Below are 15,152 nucleotides of genomic sequence, written 5' to 3' on the forward strand. Positions count from 1 at the left end.
GTCATGGCGGCGGCCAGCGTCCAGCGTCTGCTGCGCCGTCGCCATAACGTTTGCTGCGTTACTTCTTGGACGAGATGATGGCGTCGGCCACGTTCTTAGGCGCCTCGGCGTAGTGTTTGAACTCCATCGTGTAAGTGGCGCGGCCTTGCGTGAGCGAGCGCAACGATGTCGAGTAGCCGAACATCTCCGACAGAGGCACTTCGGCGCGCACGATCTTGCCGCCGCCCACGATGTCGTCCATGCCCTGCATGATGCCGCGACGTCCCGAGAGGTCGCCCATCACGTTACCCATGAACTCTTCGGGCGTTTCGACTTCCACGGCCATCATGGGCTCTAGCAGCACCGGGTCGGCTCTGCGCATGGCCTCCTTGAAAGCCATCGAACCGGCCATGCGGAACGCATTCTCGTTCGAGTCGACGTCATGGTATGAACCGAACGTCAGCGTGACCTTCACGTTGACAACCGGATAGCCGGCCACCACCCCGCTGTTGAGCGTCTCGCGAATGCCCTTGTCCACGGCAGGGATGTACTCGCGCGGCACCACGCCGCCCTTGATCGCGTCGACGAATTCGTAGGGCTTTTCCTTGTCCGGCTCGAGCGAGATGACCACGTCGCCATACTGGCCGCGTCCGCCCGATTGCTTGACGAATTTGCCCTGCACGTCCTCGACTTTCTTGCGCACCGTTTCGCGATAGGCGACTTGCGGCTTGCCGACGGTCGCTTCCACACCGAACTCGCGGCGCATGCGATCGACCAGAATTTCGAGGTGCAGCTCGCCCATGCCCGAGATAATGGTCTGTCCCGACTCTTCGTCGGTCTGCACGCGGAACGACGGGTCTTCCTGCGCCAGACGATTGAGCGCGAGCCCCATCTTTTCCTGATCGCCCTTCGTCTTCGGCTCGACGGCCTGCGAGATCACCGGCTCCGGAAACTCCATCTTTTCCAGAATGATCACGTTGTTCGGATCGCACAGCGTGTCGCCGGTTGTTGCCTCCTTCAGGCCAACGGCAGCGGCAATGTCGCCCGCGCGCACTTCCTTGATTTCCTGGCGCGTATTGGCGTGCATTTGCAAAATGCGGCCCAGACGTTCTTTCTTGCCCTTAAGCGGGTTGAGCACCGTGCCGCCCGACTCGATCACGCCCGAGTACACGCGGAAGAAGATCAACTGGCCGACGAACGGGTCGGTCATGATCTTGAAGGCGAGGGCGGCGAACGGTTCGTCATCCGACGGATGGCGCTCGATCTCCTTGTCGTCCTCGTCGTGACCGGCAATGGCGGGCACGTCAACAGGCGAGGGCAAGTAGTCGATCACGGCGTCCAGCATGGCCTGCACGCCCTTGTTCTTGAAGGCGGTGCCGCACAGCATCGGCACGATCTCGCCTGCGACGGTGCGCTTGCGCAACCCGGCCTGAATTTCCGCTTCGCTCAGCGTTTCTCCGCCGAGATACTTCTCAAGCAACGCCTCGTCGGCCTCGGCGGCGGCTTCGATCATTTTCTCGTGCCATTCCTGCGCCGTGTCCCTGAGGTTGGCGGGAATGTCGACATAATCGAACTTCACGCCTTTCGATTCCTCGTCCCAGACGATACCTTTCATCTTCACGAGATCGACCACGCCCTGGAAGTTGTCCTCGGCGCCAATGGGAATCTGAATCGGGACGGCGTTGCCGCGCAGACGTTCGTGAATCTGCCTGTAGACGCGGAAGAAGTCGGCGCCCACGCGGTCCATCTTGTTGACGAACGCGATACGCGGCACCTTGTATTTGTTGGCCTGGCGCCAGACAGTCTCGGATTGCGGCTGCACGCCGCCGACCGAGTCGTAGACCATGCACGCCCCATCGAGCACGCGCATCGAGCGCTCGACTTCAATGGTGAAGTCGACGTGACCGGGGGTGTCGATGATGTTGATGCGATGTTCGGGATAGTTGCCGGCCATGCCGCGCCAGAAGCAGGTCGTCGCGGCAGACGTGATCGTAATGCCGCGTTCTTGTTCCTGCTCCATCCAGTCCATTGTGGCAGCGCCTTCGTGGACTTCGCCCAGCTTGTGGTTGACGCCCGTATAGAACAGGATGCGTTCGGTCGTCGTTGTTTTGCCAGCGTCGATGTGAGCACTGATGCCGATGTTTCGGTAGCGCTCGATGGGGGTCTTTCGGGCCACGGTACACCTCTTTTCCAGACGGTGGGAAAAAGCATAGCAGCAGCCATCATACTCCAATGTTGCAATGCCGCGCTGACCGGCACATCGCGCCAAAGACCAGCAATCATGGGGATTTGCGACGGGCCGCGGCACTGTGTCACGGACCGTTGCAATCCTCTGCAACCCCTCGCAGCCCCATGCAATCTGCGGCGTGCCGAAGCCCTGCCGCCGTGCCCCGGCAGTATCGCCAGGGCAACCGGCGCGAGGGGTGTCCTCTGCCTTGCTGTCACGTCATCGGAGGCTTATGCGCTCACGCGTTACGCCACCTGACGTTGGCGGGCGAACGCGAGCACCGGCCCACGAGGGCCGTTGGCGGCAACGTCTGCGTCGTCGTGACCGGACGAATACGCATCGCCGTCCGCGAGGCGGAACACCGCGACGGCCTCTCGTAATTGACGTGCCTGATCCTCGAGCGACCCGGCGGCCGCAGTGGCCTCTTCCACGAGTGCCGCGTTTTGCTGCGTGACCTGATCCATCTGCATGACGGCCGTGTTGACTTGCTCGATGCCCCCCGATTGTTCGCTTGATGCGGCGGAAATTTCCCCCATGATGTCGGTTACGCGTTGCACAGCCTGCACGATCTCGATCATCGTGCGACCGGCATCGCGCACTTGTGCCGAGCCGTCTTCGACCTTGCCCACGGACGTCTCGATGAGCGCCTTGATTTCCTTGGCGGCGGCCGCGCTGCGCTGCGCGAGCGTGCGGACTTCGCCGGCGACAACAGCGAAGCCGCGTCCCTGTTCGCCGGCACGCGCGGCTTCGACGGCGGCGTTCAGGGCGAGGATGTTCGTCTGGAAAGCAATGCCGTCGATCACGCCGATGATGTCGTTGATCTTCGCCGAGCTGGCAGCGATATCCTGCATCGAGGTGACGGCGCGCTCGACGACGCGCCCGCCTTCGCCTGCGATCTCCGACGCGTTGGAGGCCAGTTGACTTGCCTGACGGGCGTTGTCCGCGTTTTGACGCACGGTCGCGGTCAGTTGCTCCATCGACGAGGCAGTCTCTTCAAGCGAGGCGGCTTGCTCTTCGGTTCGTGCCGACAAATCGGTGTTGCCCGCGAGCAATTGCCCCGACGCCGACGCGATGGCTGCCGTGCCGCTGCGCACCCGCCGCACGATTTGATCGAGACTTTCATTCATGTGTTTAAGGGCCGCCATCAGTTGACCGGTTTCGTCGCGGCTCGTTACGTCGATACGGCTCGAGAGATCGCCTTTCGCCACACGCTCGGCGACTTCGACGGCGCGCGCGATCGGACGCGTGATGCTGCGCGTGACCGACCAGGCGGCAACGATCCCGGCAACGGTCGCCGTTGCGCCAATGGCGGCGAGCAGCCATTTGGCGAACACGATGTCGGCGCTCGTGGCCGCACCGGTTTCGTCCACGATCTTCTGCTGGAGCGTGACCAGCTCAACGGCTTCTGCCTGCATGGCGTCGAGGGCGGGCAGGGCGTCCTGCTGAACAATGCGAAGCGCAGCGTCTCGTTGGTCAGCCGCCAACTCTGCCAGGACGCTGCCACGCGCTTTCAGAAAGGCGTCGTTATGTTGTCGCATGGTACTGAGCAGCTGTTTGCCTTGTGCCGACGTTACGTACTTGTCGAGCACCTCCTGTGCCTTCGCGATGCGGGCCAGATTGACGTCGATTCGCTGATTCAGCGCGTTGCGTTGGGCGGTGTCCGTGGCGATGGCAATCTCCGTCAGACGTCGCGCGTTGCCGCGCACCATGGCGTCGATGCTATGTGCCGCATCGGCCTTGGCCCACGCGCGGGTGAGCAGTTCTTCGTTGGCTCGCTCGATGGCAACGAAGCGCACGAGCGCGATGAACAGCATTGTCAGCAGCAGGATTAGCAACGTACCGAAACCGAGGGTCAGCCGGGTTCGGATCTTCAGGTCGGCGATTCGCATGGGAATGACTCCTTTTAGGGATTTGTTGCCGGGACTACACGGAAGACGTGTGGCTTTCGGCGGGTCGAGGAGTGGTCGCCGGTCTGCCGCAGAACGCGTCGATACGGTGGGTAAGGCATTGACGCGACGTTGGCTCACGCGTCGGGAACGACACGTGTGACATGTCCGGCGACGCGTGACGGGGGGATTCGATGAAGCCTGTCCGTCTACCTTCGTATACGACGCAAAATACGACAACTGAAGGTTTTCCTACATACAGGCGGGGTAAACGACGGGATGAGCCGTACGTAAAACGCTGACGGAAAAACTAGACGAAGCGCACGGCGTAAATGGGAGGTAAATGCGCCGAGACGCATTCCCATTGCTCGCCGGCGTTCTCGCTGATCCATAGCGCACCGGTTGTCGAGCCCATGGCGAGCGTGCGGCCGGTGGCATCGATGTCGAGTCCGTGGCGATAGATGAGATCGTAGGACGGGGTCTCCGGCAACCCATGCGAGAGCGCGGTGAAGGACTCGCCGCCATCGCGGGTGCGAGTGACCACAAGGCGCGCGTCGACCGGTATGCGGCACGCATCGCGTTGCGCCGGCGCGAACCATGCAACGTCGGGGTCGTGCGGATCGACAGCGACGGCAAAGCCGAAACTCGACGGCGCCGCCTGAATCCGCCGCCACGACGCGCCGTAATCGAGGGTGCGGAAGATACCGTTATGGTGCTGGGCCCACAAGGCGTTTGGTGCGTCGCGGCATTGCACGAGCCGGTGAACGTCCTGTGCGTTTGGGTCGAAACGCCGTTCCGGCGGCATGTAATCGGCTTCCATGCCGCTGGCCGCGAGCGCCCAGGTGTGTCCGTCGTCGCGCGTGCGCCAGACACCGCCAGTCGATACGGCGACCATCACCTGCCGGCTGTCGTGCGGATCGATGCAGATTGAATGGATGCCCGCATGATCGTAGCCACCGCCCATCCACTGCGCGCGCTCGGGGCGATCCCAAAGGCTGCGCACCAGTTCCCAGTGCTGCCCGTGGTCGGCCGAGCGGAACAGGCCGCCGGGAATCGTGCCGGCCCAGAGAACGCCGGGGGCGTCCGGGCCTGCGGCTTCGAGCGACCAGAGCAGATCGACCGACGGTGCCTGTGCTTCGCCGGAAGGTGGTTCGGACTGCTGCGTTTTCGGCGCGAAGGCCGGCGGTGCAAGTTCGGTCCACGCGTTCGCCTCACGTGCGCGGCACCAGAGTTTTACGCCGAAGTGTCCGAGATTGAGCGCTGCATAGTCCGTGCCGTCGCGCGCGTCATGCAGCACCATGCTCACGGGCTCGCCGGGAAAGTCGGGGGTGTTCGACATCAGGCGCCAGGTGGTGCCCTCACGTTGCCACGTGAACAATCCCTTGCGGGTCGCGACCAGCAGCGTGCCTCCGGTGACATGTTCCATGGTTTTCCTCCTCGATGCATACGGGTCTTATGCGATGCCCGCCGGTTCATCCGCCTGAGAGCGCCTGCGCCACATACACGCGGCTGGCGTGCTGCAATGGATCGCTCAGCGAGTGACGGTCGCGTATCAGCCATCCGTCGACGAAGACCGCGACGTGGGCGCGTAACTGCCCCTGGTCATTGAACAGATAGCCACGCAGCCCAGGCGTTTGCGCAACGCATTGTGCGAGTGCGTCATGAACCGTCGGGCTGTCGACGCTCTGGTCGTCCACGCTCACGTAACGCTGGATTGCGGGTGCAAAGGTGACGGTCGCCATACCCCGGTCATGCGGATGTCGTGGCGACACACAAACCCGCATGCAATGAGAACGAGACTTTCAGTGTAGACAATGAGGATGGCTCGCGCAGTGTGCGTTTGGGCAGCGTTGCGTGGCCGCTGCGCTATGTTCCTTCGGAAATAACGCGTGTTGCGGCCACCCGTGGTGCAGCAGTCCGCTATCTGGTGTCCTTTGAATAACGATCTGCGAGTGTCGTCGCCCGGGAAGCGTCGTCACAGGGTGAGGCCCCGCATATCGGACACTCCCCATCCCCCATTCACCTCATTATTGTTCACCATTATCGGAGTGCCCACGAGCGCAGTGCCGCGGGTAAATTCCAGGAGGGAGCAATGGCGAAGGGCAAAGGAAAAGACATCGGCATGGGACGTTGGTCCGATGCGGCGATCAAGCGGCAGTGGCGGCTGCACCGGGCGGGGGAGGCATCGCAGAAGGAGGACTCGACGGTCAGGCGGCCGCCGGAGATTGCAAAGCGCGAAGGCTACTTTCTATGGAGTGTGAGGCAGGCGGCGTTTGTGGGGCGTCACGACGGTACGATCAAGGGGGGAGGACGGCATTTCGCAACATGCACCGCCCAGGCGAAGCGCTACGTCAGTGAAGCTCAGGCGAGGGCTGCGGGCGATGTCATCGCGGGCGATGTGCTGATCCTGTACGGCTACGCCGTCAACACCCCGCTGTACGTGGTGGGGCGTTGACGGCAACCCTGGCAAACCAGGCAAATCGCGGGCCTCGGGCGGCGATTACTTGCCCAGTTCGTGACCGATGACCCCGCCGACGACGGCGCCGCCGATGGTACCTGCGGTGCTGCCGCCGGTGGCCTCGTGACCGATGACACCCCCTGCAGCCGCGCCGCCAAGTGTGCAGCCCAACATCGACGAGCCCATCGCGAGCGCGGTGATGACAACCAGAATCGACTTTGCCGTTTTCATAACGAATCTCCTGTGGCAGGTGTCAGCCGCGCGCCGCGCAGCGACATGAGATCAGCTTAGACGGCTTGCATTGTGCACACTATCGGTCGCGACTGAATCGATTGTAGGAATAGGACGACAGGCGGGAGCGCGAGAGAAGGCGGCGATGGGAGTGATGGCAGAAGGGGTGCCAGCGGCGAAAGGGGCGGTGATGGCGGTGACAGTGGGGGCAGTCGCGGTGGTAGAAACGACAAGGGCCGCATAATGTGCGGCCCTTGAGGGTATCTGGTGGGGCGTGAGTGACTCGAACACTCGACCTACGGATTAAGAGTCCGCTGCTCTACCAACTGAGCTAACGCCCCGGTACTACCGGGAGCAAAAAAGGCAGCACGCGATGCCGCCTTTTCTGTGTGACTTTGGTGGGGCGTGAGTGACTCGAACACTCGACCTACGGATTAAGAGTCCGCTGCTCTACCAACTGAGCTAACGCCCCGATGCAACCGGGAATAAAAAAGGCTGCACGGCGAAGCAGCCTTTTTCAGAATTCGTTTGGTGGGGCGTGAGTGACTCGAACACTCGACCTACGGATTAAGAGTCCGCTGCTCTACCAACTGAGCTAACGCCCCAACGAGACCGAGATAATATCGGCTCTTCCGCAGGGGGTCAACCCTAAATGGTGAAAATCCGCAAAAAAGGTCTCAGGCGAGCAGTGGCACCAGCTCGAAGGCCAGGACTGCTAGGACTGCACCGACGACCACGAGCAACGATCGCCAGCACATTCGAATGGCGCCCTTGCAGGGCATGGCGCCTACCACGATCGCGCCGAAGACGGCGATCGCAAACATGCTGACGAGTTGGGCGTTGGAAAGGTGGGGCATGATCATGATCGATCTCCCTGCCGCTATCGCATGAGTTAAGTCGCGATTCCAGTATATAAAGCAGGCCGTTCCAAGCAAAGCGGCGCGACAACCGGGATTTCCCCAGTGGCCGCGCCGTGCGTTGTTGCTTTGCGATCTGTCCGATTCACCCGAGTCGAACGCCGCCGAAGACCGTCAACGTTATTCGGGCAGGTCGAGAATCAGCACGATCGTCCATGCGTCTTCGCCTTCGTGGTGATACTGGCGCTCCACCACGATAAACGGTTGCTTCTTGTCGCCCTGGCCGAGGAACAGCACATCGCCTTCGGCCGGCATGCATTCGATCGGCGGCAACGCGAGAGGGGTGCCCTTGGGGACAAGCTTTTCGGCCTTTTTTGCCGCACGCTCGGTCCATTCGATATCGAATTCGATCTGACTCACCGGATGATCCTGTCTATGCAAATTGAAACGGCTGCATGGTAGCACGCAGCTTGTGCAGCACACGAAAAAAGCCCGCTCCCTGGGCGGGGAACGGGCGAAGGTCCCATGCGATAACGGGGAACGCATGGCGACAGGAGATGCGCCCGTGGGTGGCCATCGGTGCCGGCTCGATCAGCGGGGAAGTGAACGGGGCGGGGGCATGACAGTCACCCGGGAAGGCGTGGGCGCGCGCCTGTCGGCGGGACAATACGAGGTGACGCAACACAGGCAGGCGATGCCGTCCCGCCTGTGTGCGTCACGTCATGCTGCCGGGGTACGGCAACACGACGAGGGACGGTGAGTCTGGCGCCGCGCGCATCAGTCGCGAGCAAACGTCAGCATCGTGACGTGAGATCGCACAATGCGCTGCGCGCGGTGGTGTCTTACGGGTTCGAATATTTCATTTCGCCATTCTGGCGTGCGCGTACGAGTTCTTCGTACACCTGAGCGCGCGTCTTACCCGGCGCGTTGCTCTGCGACAGCGAATTGAGTGCCGGATACTCGTAATCGTTCTGCGGGATCAGACCTTGGGCGCGTGCGTCGGCTAATTCCTGGCGAACTTGTTCGCGTGTGACCTGCGACGTTTGCGCTACCCATGCGAATTGAGAGCCTTCCGGATATGCGTCGCTGGTGCGAGCGCTTTGTGCAAAGGCGGCGCCAGCTCCGGCAGCCATGGCAACGGACACCAGAGCAGAGGCGATAAGCTTGCGATTCATGACGATAACTCCTGTTCTTCTGTGCGGCGGGGGCGCGCAATGCATCGGTACCGGCGTGGGTTTGTAACCTCGCGGTATGCGTTGTGTGCGACCGTTGAACAGAGTCTAAGCGTCGGGCTATCGCAGAAAAACGGCAATAAAGAGAATAAATACTTACGGGATCAGCAACAATGCGCGCGGCGCCTTCCCAGAAAAAACGCCACCCGGCGGGTGGCGTTTGCGGTGTGCGTGAAGACGCGGGTGTTGCGTTCAGCGTGTAGCGATGGCGACTGCCGCGCCGGCCATGACTGTACCCGTCGCGCGATTCAGGCGTTTCACGGCACGCGCCGAACTGAGCAGGCGACGTGCGCGTGCAGCGAGCACGATATAGCTGCCGAACACGATGGAGAGCACGGTCAGCGTGACGCCTACGACTTCGATGTAGCCGAGCGCAGTCACCTTCTGGAGATCGAGCAGGTTGGGCAGCAAGGCAAAGTAGAACACCACGACTTTCGGGTTTCCCATCGTGACGGACAGGCCGCCGAGAAACAGCCGCCACGATTTCTCGCGAGGCGCATCGGTCATCGGCTCTGTCGGGGCGATGGCCGGTGCGTGCCACATCTTCCATGCGAGATAGAGCAGGTAAGCGGCGCCCGCGTATTTGATCGCCAGGAAGATGCCCGAGAACGTATGCGCCAGTGCAGCCACGCCGAGCACGGCCAGGGTGAGCCAGACCACGTCGCCGATCGCCACGCCTGCCGAGAAGGCGACCGCGCCCTGCATGCCGCGTCCGAGAACCCGGGCGACGATCGCCGCAATGCCCGGTCCCGGCGTGCCGGCACCGACGAACAGCGCCAGGGCGAAAGTCAGTAAGTGAGTCCAATCCATCTCAGCGTCTCCTCGCGTGGATGATCAGCGTTGTCCGAAAAGCGGTTCAGGCACCAAGCCAGGGAAGGCCGCGGAAGCACCAGCCGCTCACATGCTTGCGATGTCCTTCGCTGTCCTTGTCACCTTCGAAGCCTTCGAGAATATCGAACGACTGTGTGTAACCTGCTTCGAAGGCAACTTTTGCCGCCGCTTTCGAGCGGGCGGCGCTGCGGCACAGGAACAGCAGCGGCGTGTTCTTGTCGGGCGTCTGCGAGGCAAGTTGTTCGAGGAAGTGCTCATTGGGCACGCCCCCGGGGTAACGCACCCATTCGACGTTGGCATACTGACCGTCGGGCACTTGCGGACGGCCGACCCAATCGAGTTCGGCGCGCGTGCGCACGTCGATGAGACGAACGTTGGCGTCGGCCTTGAGCAGCGCCAGGGCTTCTTCCGGGGTCACGGCGCCTGCGTAGGCGAGCTGGCCAGTGGCGCGACGTTGGGTGGCTTGTTCGAGAATGGCTTTGGCGCTTGTCATATTGCTGTGATCTCGTTAGTCGATGGTTGTCCTTCATTCTAGCGTGCACTTTGTGCGAGAGGCGCTTTTGGTGACGGGGGAAACCGGTTGGGCGCGAGGGAGTGGGTGTCGGCTTGCCGGGCGCGTGATTGATGGCGTTGCATTACAACGGTGCGCCGCGATGCACAATCCCGGTTCGCGGCATTCGTCCGAAAGCACTAAAAAGGTGCATAATCAATAAATGCACCAATGTGGATCTTTCTGGGGGTGAATTGCACCGAAATGAAGAATTCAGGCCCATGGACGGGAATTCGATGCTGGACGCACCAGAATCGATTATTCCCTTAGAAATCAGGGGCGAGGGTGAGGCAATGCGAGTTGGCGGAGCGTTGGCACGCTTCCTGCTTTACTCAGGCGAATCCGAACACGGAGTTCGTTAAGAGGGTGCGGCGACGCTGGTGATAAGCGCCGGCAGCGCCAGATTGAATCTTTCGGGAGATAGCATGAGCAAATCTGTGGCAGATGTGATTAACCTGGTCAAGGAAGAAGACGTCAAGTTCGTTGACTTCCGCTTTACCGATACGCGCGGCAAGGAACAACACGTCTCGGTGCCAGTGTCGCACTTCGACGCCGACAAGTTCGAAAGCGGTCACGCGTTCGATGGTTCGTCGATCGCCGGCTGGAAGGGCATCGAAGCCTCGGACATGCTGCTGGTGCCGGACCCCAACACTGCCTATATCGACCCGTTCTACGAAGAAAGCACGCTGGTGCTGACCTGCGACGTGATCGAACCGGCTGACGGCAAGGGCTACGATCGCGATCCGCGCTCCATCGCCAAGCGCGCTGAAGCCTATCTGAAGAGCACGGGCCTGGGCGACACCGCCTTCTTCGGTCCGGAGCCGGAATTCTTCATCTTCGACTCGGTCCAGTGGAGCACGGACATGTCGGGCACGTTCGTCCGCGTGAATTCGGAAGAAGCCCCGTGGTCGTCGGCGAAGGACTTCGAAGGTGGCAACACCGGCCACCGTCCGGGCACGAAGGGCGGCTACTTCCCGGTCGCACCGGTCGACACGTTCCAGGACATGCGCTCGGAAATGTGTCTGCTGCTCGAGCAACTGGGCGTGCCGGTCGAAGTGCACCACCACGAAGTTGCCGGTCAGGGCCAGAACGAAATCGGGACGAAGTTCTCGACGCTGGTAGAGCGCGCCGACTGGACGCAGATCCTGAAGTACGTCGTGCACAACGTGGCGCACAGCTACGGTAAGACGGCCACGTTCATGCCGAAGCCGATCGTGGGCGACAACGGCTCGGGCATGCACATCCACCAGTCGGTCTGGAAGGATGGTCAGAACCTGTTCGCGGGTAACGGCTACGGCGGTCTGTCGGAGTTTGCGCTGTACTACATCGGCGGCATCATCAAGCACGCTCGTGCGCTGAACGCCATCACGAACCCGTCGACGAACTCGTACAAGCGTCTCGTGCCGCACTTCGAAGCCCCGGTGAAGCTGGCCTACTCGGCCCGTAACCGTTCGGCCTCGATCCGTATTCCGTACGTTGCCAATCCGAAGGGCCGTCGCATCGAAGCGCGCTTCCCGGATCCGATGGCCAATCCGTACCTGGCTTTCTCGGCCATGCTGATGGCTGGTCTGGATGGCGTGCAGAACAAGATTCACCCGGGTGAAGCTGCCGACAAGAACCTGTACGACCTGCCGCCGGAAGAGGATGCAAAGATCCCGACCGTCTGCTCGAGCCTCGAACAGGCGCTGGAGTACCTGAACGAAGACCGCGAGTTCCTGACCCGTGGTGGCGTGTTCACGGACGGCATGCTCGATTCGTACATCGCGCTCAAGACGGAAGAAGCACGTCGTGTGGCAATGACCACGCACCCGCTCGAGTTCGAACTGTATTACTCGCTGTAATCGAATCGCTGCGCAGGGAATGCGCCGGCATGACGGAACGCCAGCGGCCGACCGTCATGCTCGAGAAGCAAGGGGGATGGCCGCGGCCGTCCCCCTTTTTTATCCGCAGCGTGCATTCACCTCGTAGCCAGACATGAACCTATCGCCTCGATCCCTGATGAAAAGTGTCCGTGCCGGTGCGAAAGGGCAGACCAAGCGTGCCTCGCATGCCGCTGCCGAAGACACCCATGCCACCGAAATGACGACTGACGCAGCCGCATTGTCCGGTCACATGTCGGCGTTGCACACGAGCATTGAGCCCTGGGAGGCGAAGCTCACAGCGACCGGCATCCTGCCGGGCCTCGAAGCGCTACCGACCGTGTTGCTGGTGCTCGAGAAGCACACGCTGCGAGTCGTATTTGCCAATCCGGCCGCAGAGGCGCTGCTTGCGCTCTCGCGCCGCTCACTGTCGCAGATGACGTGGAACGACGTCTTCACGAACGGCGACGTGCTTGCCTCGACGCTGGCCGACCTCATCGCCAACCATTTTCAGACAACGCGCCTCGATCTGGTGCTTGAGCGCACCGCGCAGGAGCCGCTGCATACGCACGCGATCGTGGCTGCGCCGGAAGCGGCGCCCGACTTCGTGATCGTCGAGCTGATCGAGAACGAACAGAAGATCAAGAACGAACGCGAAGAACGCATCATCGATCAGGCGTTGATGAACAAGCAGCTCATCCGCAACCTGGCGCACGAGATCAAGAACCCGCTCGGCGGGATTCGCGGCGCGGCGCAGTTACTGGAGTTCGAGCTGGATCAACGCGAGTTGCGCGAGTACACGCAGGTCATCATCAAGGAGTCCGACAGGCTGCAAACGCTGGTCGACCGCCTGCTGGAGCCGCACCGTCACCCGTATATCGCCACGGACGTGAACATCCACGAAGTGTGTGAGCGCGTGCGCTCCGTGGTGCTCGCCGAGTTTCCGCAGGGCTTGTCGATCGAGCGTGACTACGATGTGAGCCTGCCGGATTTTCGCGGCGACAAAGAGCAACTCATTCAGGCGCTGCTCAACATCGTGCGCAATGGTGCCGAAGCGTTGCGCGAGCAGATCGCACGCGGCGACGCACGCATCGAATTGCGCACGCGAGTGGCGCGAAAGATCACGATTGCCAAGCGATTGCACAAGCTGGCATTGGAATTGCATGTGATCGATAACGGGCCTGGCATTCCCGCCGACATTCGTGACCGAATCTTCTATCCGCTCGTCTCAGGACGCGATGGCGGAAGCGGTCTTGGACTTACGCTGGCGCAATCGTTCGTGCAGCGCCACGATGGTCTGATCGAATGCGAAAGCCGGCCCGGACGGACGGATTTCCGAATCCTGCTGCCTCTGGGCTGATGCGGCCCTCACGCCGTCGGCCGTAGCACCTGCGGCCGGGCATAGACGTTACACGGTGAACAATGAAGCCGATCTGGATAGTAGACGACGACCAATCGATTCGATGGGTCCTGGAAAAGGCGCTCTCGCGTGCCAACCTGCCGGTGCGCAGTTTTACCGGCCCGCGCGAAGCCAGCGCAGCACTCGAACACGACTCGCCGCAGGTGCTGGTCTCGGACATCCGCATGGCGGGCGGCTCCGGGCTCGAACTGCTGCAAATGGCCAAGCAGCGGCATCCCGGACTGCCGGTCATCATCATGACCGCCTTCTCGGATCTCGATAGCGCGGTTGCCGCTTTTCAGGGCGGCGCGTTCGAGTATCTGGCCAAACCGTTCGATGTGGATCGTGCGGTCGAGTTGATTCTGCGCGCGGTCGAAGAGAGTCTGCGCGAGGCCACGGACGACGAGCGCATCACGGAAGAGCCCGAAATTCTCGGGCAGGCGAGTGCCATGCAGGACGTGTTCCGTGCCATCGGCCGCCTGTCGCACTCCAGTGCGACCGTGCTCATCACCGGGGAGTCAGGGTCGGGTAAGGAACTGGTTGCGCGCGCGCTTCACCGGCATTCGCCGCGCGCGTCGGGGCCGTTCATTGCGCTCAACACGGCGGCGATTCCGAAGGATCTGCTGGAATCCGAATTGTTCGGCCACGAGCGCGGGGCGTTCACCGGCGCGCAATCCACGCGGCGCGGACGCTTTGAGCAAGCCGAGAGCGGCACGTTGTTCCTGGATGAAATCGGCGACATGCCGCTGGATTTGCAGACACGTTTGTTGCGTGTGCTCTCGGACGGCAATTATTACCGCGTGGGTGGTCATAGTCCGATCAAGGCAAACGTTCGTGTGATCGCGGCGACGCATCAGAATCTTGAAGATCGTGTGCGGCAAGGGTTGTTCCGCGAGGACCTTTATCACCGTCTGAATGTCATTCGACTGCGTTTGCCGTCGCTGCGCGAGCGTAACGAGGACATTCCGCTGCTGGTGCGTCATTTCCTGCAGAAGAGCGCGCGCGAACTGGGCGTCGAAACGAAGCGCATCAGCGAAGCGGCGTTGGCGCATCTGACTCGCTTCCCGTTCCCCGGCAACGTGCGGCAACTGGAAAATCTGAGCAATTGGCTGACGGTCATGGCACCGGCACAGACGGTCGAAATCAAGGACTTGCCGCCAGAGTTTCAGACGCTGGCCCCGGCACCGATGATGGGGGGCGGCGCGTCTGCTGGCGCGCCGGCGTATGCTGCGGCGTCCGCTTCCACCGTGCCGGCGTCGGTCCCTGCGGGGGCTCCCGCAGGGTACGGCACTGTGGGCGCCGGGCCTGCGGCCTCGGGGGGCGCGCAGGGCGTCAACGGCATGCCTGCGGTGTCCGGCATCGCAGGCGCCTCGACAGACACGGCAGCGGGCGAGAGCTGGGAGCCGATCCTGCGTCGGGAGGTGGCACGTTTGCTTCGTTCGGCGTCGCCCGATGTGATGGATCAATTGACACGCCGTTTCGAGACGGCGTTGATCAACGAGGCGCTCGATTTCACGCGCGGGCGCAAGGTCGAAGCGGCGAGCCGCCTTGGCATCGGTCGAAATACCATTACGCGCAAGATTCAGGAGTTGGGGCTGGAAAGCTGACGCCAATCGCGGTAGGCTCCTTGGTTCACTATTGAG

General features: G+C 61.9%; 13 protein-coding genes, 3 tRNA genes and 1 pseudogene. 4 read left to right on the forward strand and 13 right to left on the reverse strand.

The features are described 5' to 3' along the window. Window positions 1–58 precede the first annotated feature (58 nt). The 4 genes from fusA to AT395_RS11585 form a co-directional block, all read right to left on the reverse strand. Window positions 59–2,155 carry an elongation factor G gene (fusA, locus tag AT395_RS11570; RefSeq protein WP_042115597.1) on the reverse strand — a complete coding sequence of 699 codons (2,097 nt, stop codon included), beginning with the start codon at window positions 2,153–2,155 and terminating at the stop codon, window positions 59–61. Between the two features lie 296 nt (window positions 2,156–2,451). Next, window positions 2,452–4,095: a methyl-accepting chemotaxis protein gene (locus tag AT395_RS11575; RefSeq protein ID WP_058375190.1), complete on the reverse strand. Its 1,644-nt coding sequence runs from the start codon at window positions 4,093–4,095 to the stop codon at window positions 2,452–2,454. Window positions 4,096–4,402: 307 nt separating this feature from the next. Continuing rightward, a complete protein-coding gene (locus tag AT395_RS11580; RefSeq protein ID WP_048629285.1) occupies window positions 4,403–5,518 on the reverse strand; it encodes a VPS10 domain-containing protein in 1,116 nt (371 codons plus the stop codon). Window positions 5,519–5,564: 46 nt separating this feature from the next. Beyond that, window positions 5,565–5,834 (reverse strand): MoaD/ThiS family protein, encoded by a 270-nt coding sequence (locus tag AT395_RS11585; protein WP_042115600.1) that lies wholly within the window; start codon window positions 5,832–5,834, stop codon window positions 5,565–5,567. A gap of 350 nt (window positions 5,835–6,184) precedes the next feature. On the opposite strand from AT395_RS11585, the gene AT395_RS11590 reads away from it, so the two are divergent. Next, complete coding sequence (locus AT395_RS11590) at window positions 6,185–6,547, forward strand: hypothetical protein (RefSeq protein WP_048629286.1); 363 nt, start codon at window positions 6,185–6,187, stop codon at window positions 6,545–6,547. Window positions 6,548–6,592: 45 nt separating this feature from the next. On the opposite strand, the gene AT395_RS11595 is transcribed toward AT395_RS11590, so the two are convergent. The 9 genes from AT395_RS11595 to AT395_RS11635 form a co-directional block, all read right to left on the reverse strand. Then, window positions 6,593–6,781: a glycine zipper 2TM domain-containing protein gene (locus AT395_RS11595; RefSeq protein WP_042115602.1), complete on the reverse strand. Its 189-nt coding sequence runs from the start codon at window positions 6,779–6,781 to the stop codon at window positions 6,593–6,595. A gap of 265 nt (window positions 6,782–7,046) precedes the next feature. Next, window positions 7,047–7,122: transfer RNA gene (locus AT395_RS11600), tRNA-Lys, on the reverse strand. A gap of 55 nt (window positions 7,123–7,177) precedes the next feature. Further along, a tRNA-Lys gene (locus tag AT395_RS11605) sits at window positions 7,178–7,253 on the reverse strand. A 57-nt stretch (window positions 7,254–7,310) separates the two neighbouring features. Then, window positions 7,311–7,386: transfer RNA gene (locus AT395_RS11610), tRNA-Lys, on the reverse strand. 72 nt (window positions 7,387–7,458) lie between these two features. Further along, window positions 7,459–7,644: a hypothetical protein gene (locus AT395_RS11615; RefSeq protein ID WP_039371859.1), complete on the reverse strand. Its 186-nt coding sequence runs from the start codon at window positions 7,642–7,644 to the stop codon at window positions 7,459–7,461. A 174-nt stretch (window positions 7,645–7,818) separates the two neighbouring features. Further along, window positions 7,819–8,058 carry a hypothetical protein gene (locus AT395_RS11620; protein ID WP_010804600.1) on the reverse strand — a complete coding sequence of 80 codons (240 nt, stop codon included), beginning with the start codon at window positions 8,056–8,058 and terminating at the stop codon, window positions 7,819–7,821. 422 nt (window positions 8,059–8,480) lie between these two features. After that, the gene (locus AT395_RS11625) at window positions 8,481–8,813 is read right to left on the reverse strand and encodes a DUF4148 domain-containing protein (RefSeq protein WP_042115603.1); all 333 of its coding nucleotides are present in this window, start codon (window positions 8,811–8,813) and stop codon (window positions 8,481–8,483) included. A 249-nt stretch (window positions 8,814–9,062) separates the two neighbouring features. After that, window positions 9,063–9,680 carry a LysE family translocator gene (locus AT395_RS11630; RefSeq protein ID WP_042115604.1) on the reverse strand — a complete coding sequence of 206 codons (618 nt, stop codon included), beginning with the start codon at window positions 9,678–9,680 and terminating at the stop codon, window positions 9,063–9,065. Between the two features lie 46 nt (window positions 9,681–9,726). Continuing rightward, window positions 9,727–10,194: a rhodanese-like domain-containing protein gene (locus AT395_RS11635; RefSeq protein ID WP_042115605.1), complete on the reverse strand. Its 468-nt coding sequence runs from the start codon at window positions 10,192–10,194 to the stop codon at window positions 9,727–9,729. A gap of 482 nt (window positions 10,195–10,676) precedes the next feature. On the opposite strand from AT395_RS11635, the gene glnA reads away from it, so the two are divergent. From glnA to ntrC, 3 genes and pseudogenes are all read left to right on the forward strand, one after another. Beyond that, on the forward strand, window positions 10,677–12,092 hold the full coding sequence (gene glnA / locus AT395_RS11640; RefSeq protein ID WP_042115606.1) for a type I glutamate--ammonia ligase: 1,416 nt from the start codon (window positions 10,677–10,679) through the stop codon (window positions 12,090–12,092). 325 nt (window positions 12,093–12,417) lie between these two features. After that, window positions 12,418–13,470: pseudogene (gene glnL, locus AT395_RS11645) on the forward strand (nitrogen regulation protein NR(II)); the annotation flags it as partial. A gap of 62 nt (window positions 13,471–13,532) precedes the next feature. Continuing rightward, a complete protein-coding gene (gene ntrC / locus AT395_RS11650) occupies window positions 13,533–15,116 on the forward strand; it encodes a nitrogen regulation protein NR(I) (RefSeq protein WP_048629287.1) in 1,584 nt (527 codons plus the stop codon). Window positions 15,117–15,152 lie beyond the last annotated feature (36 nt).

Source organism: Pandoraea apista (genome assembly GCF_001465595.2).
Lineage (GTDB): Bacteria > Pseudomonadota > Gammaproteobacteria > Burkholderiales > Burkholderiaceae > Pandoraea > Pandoraea apista.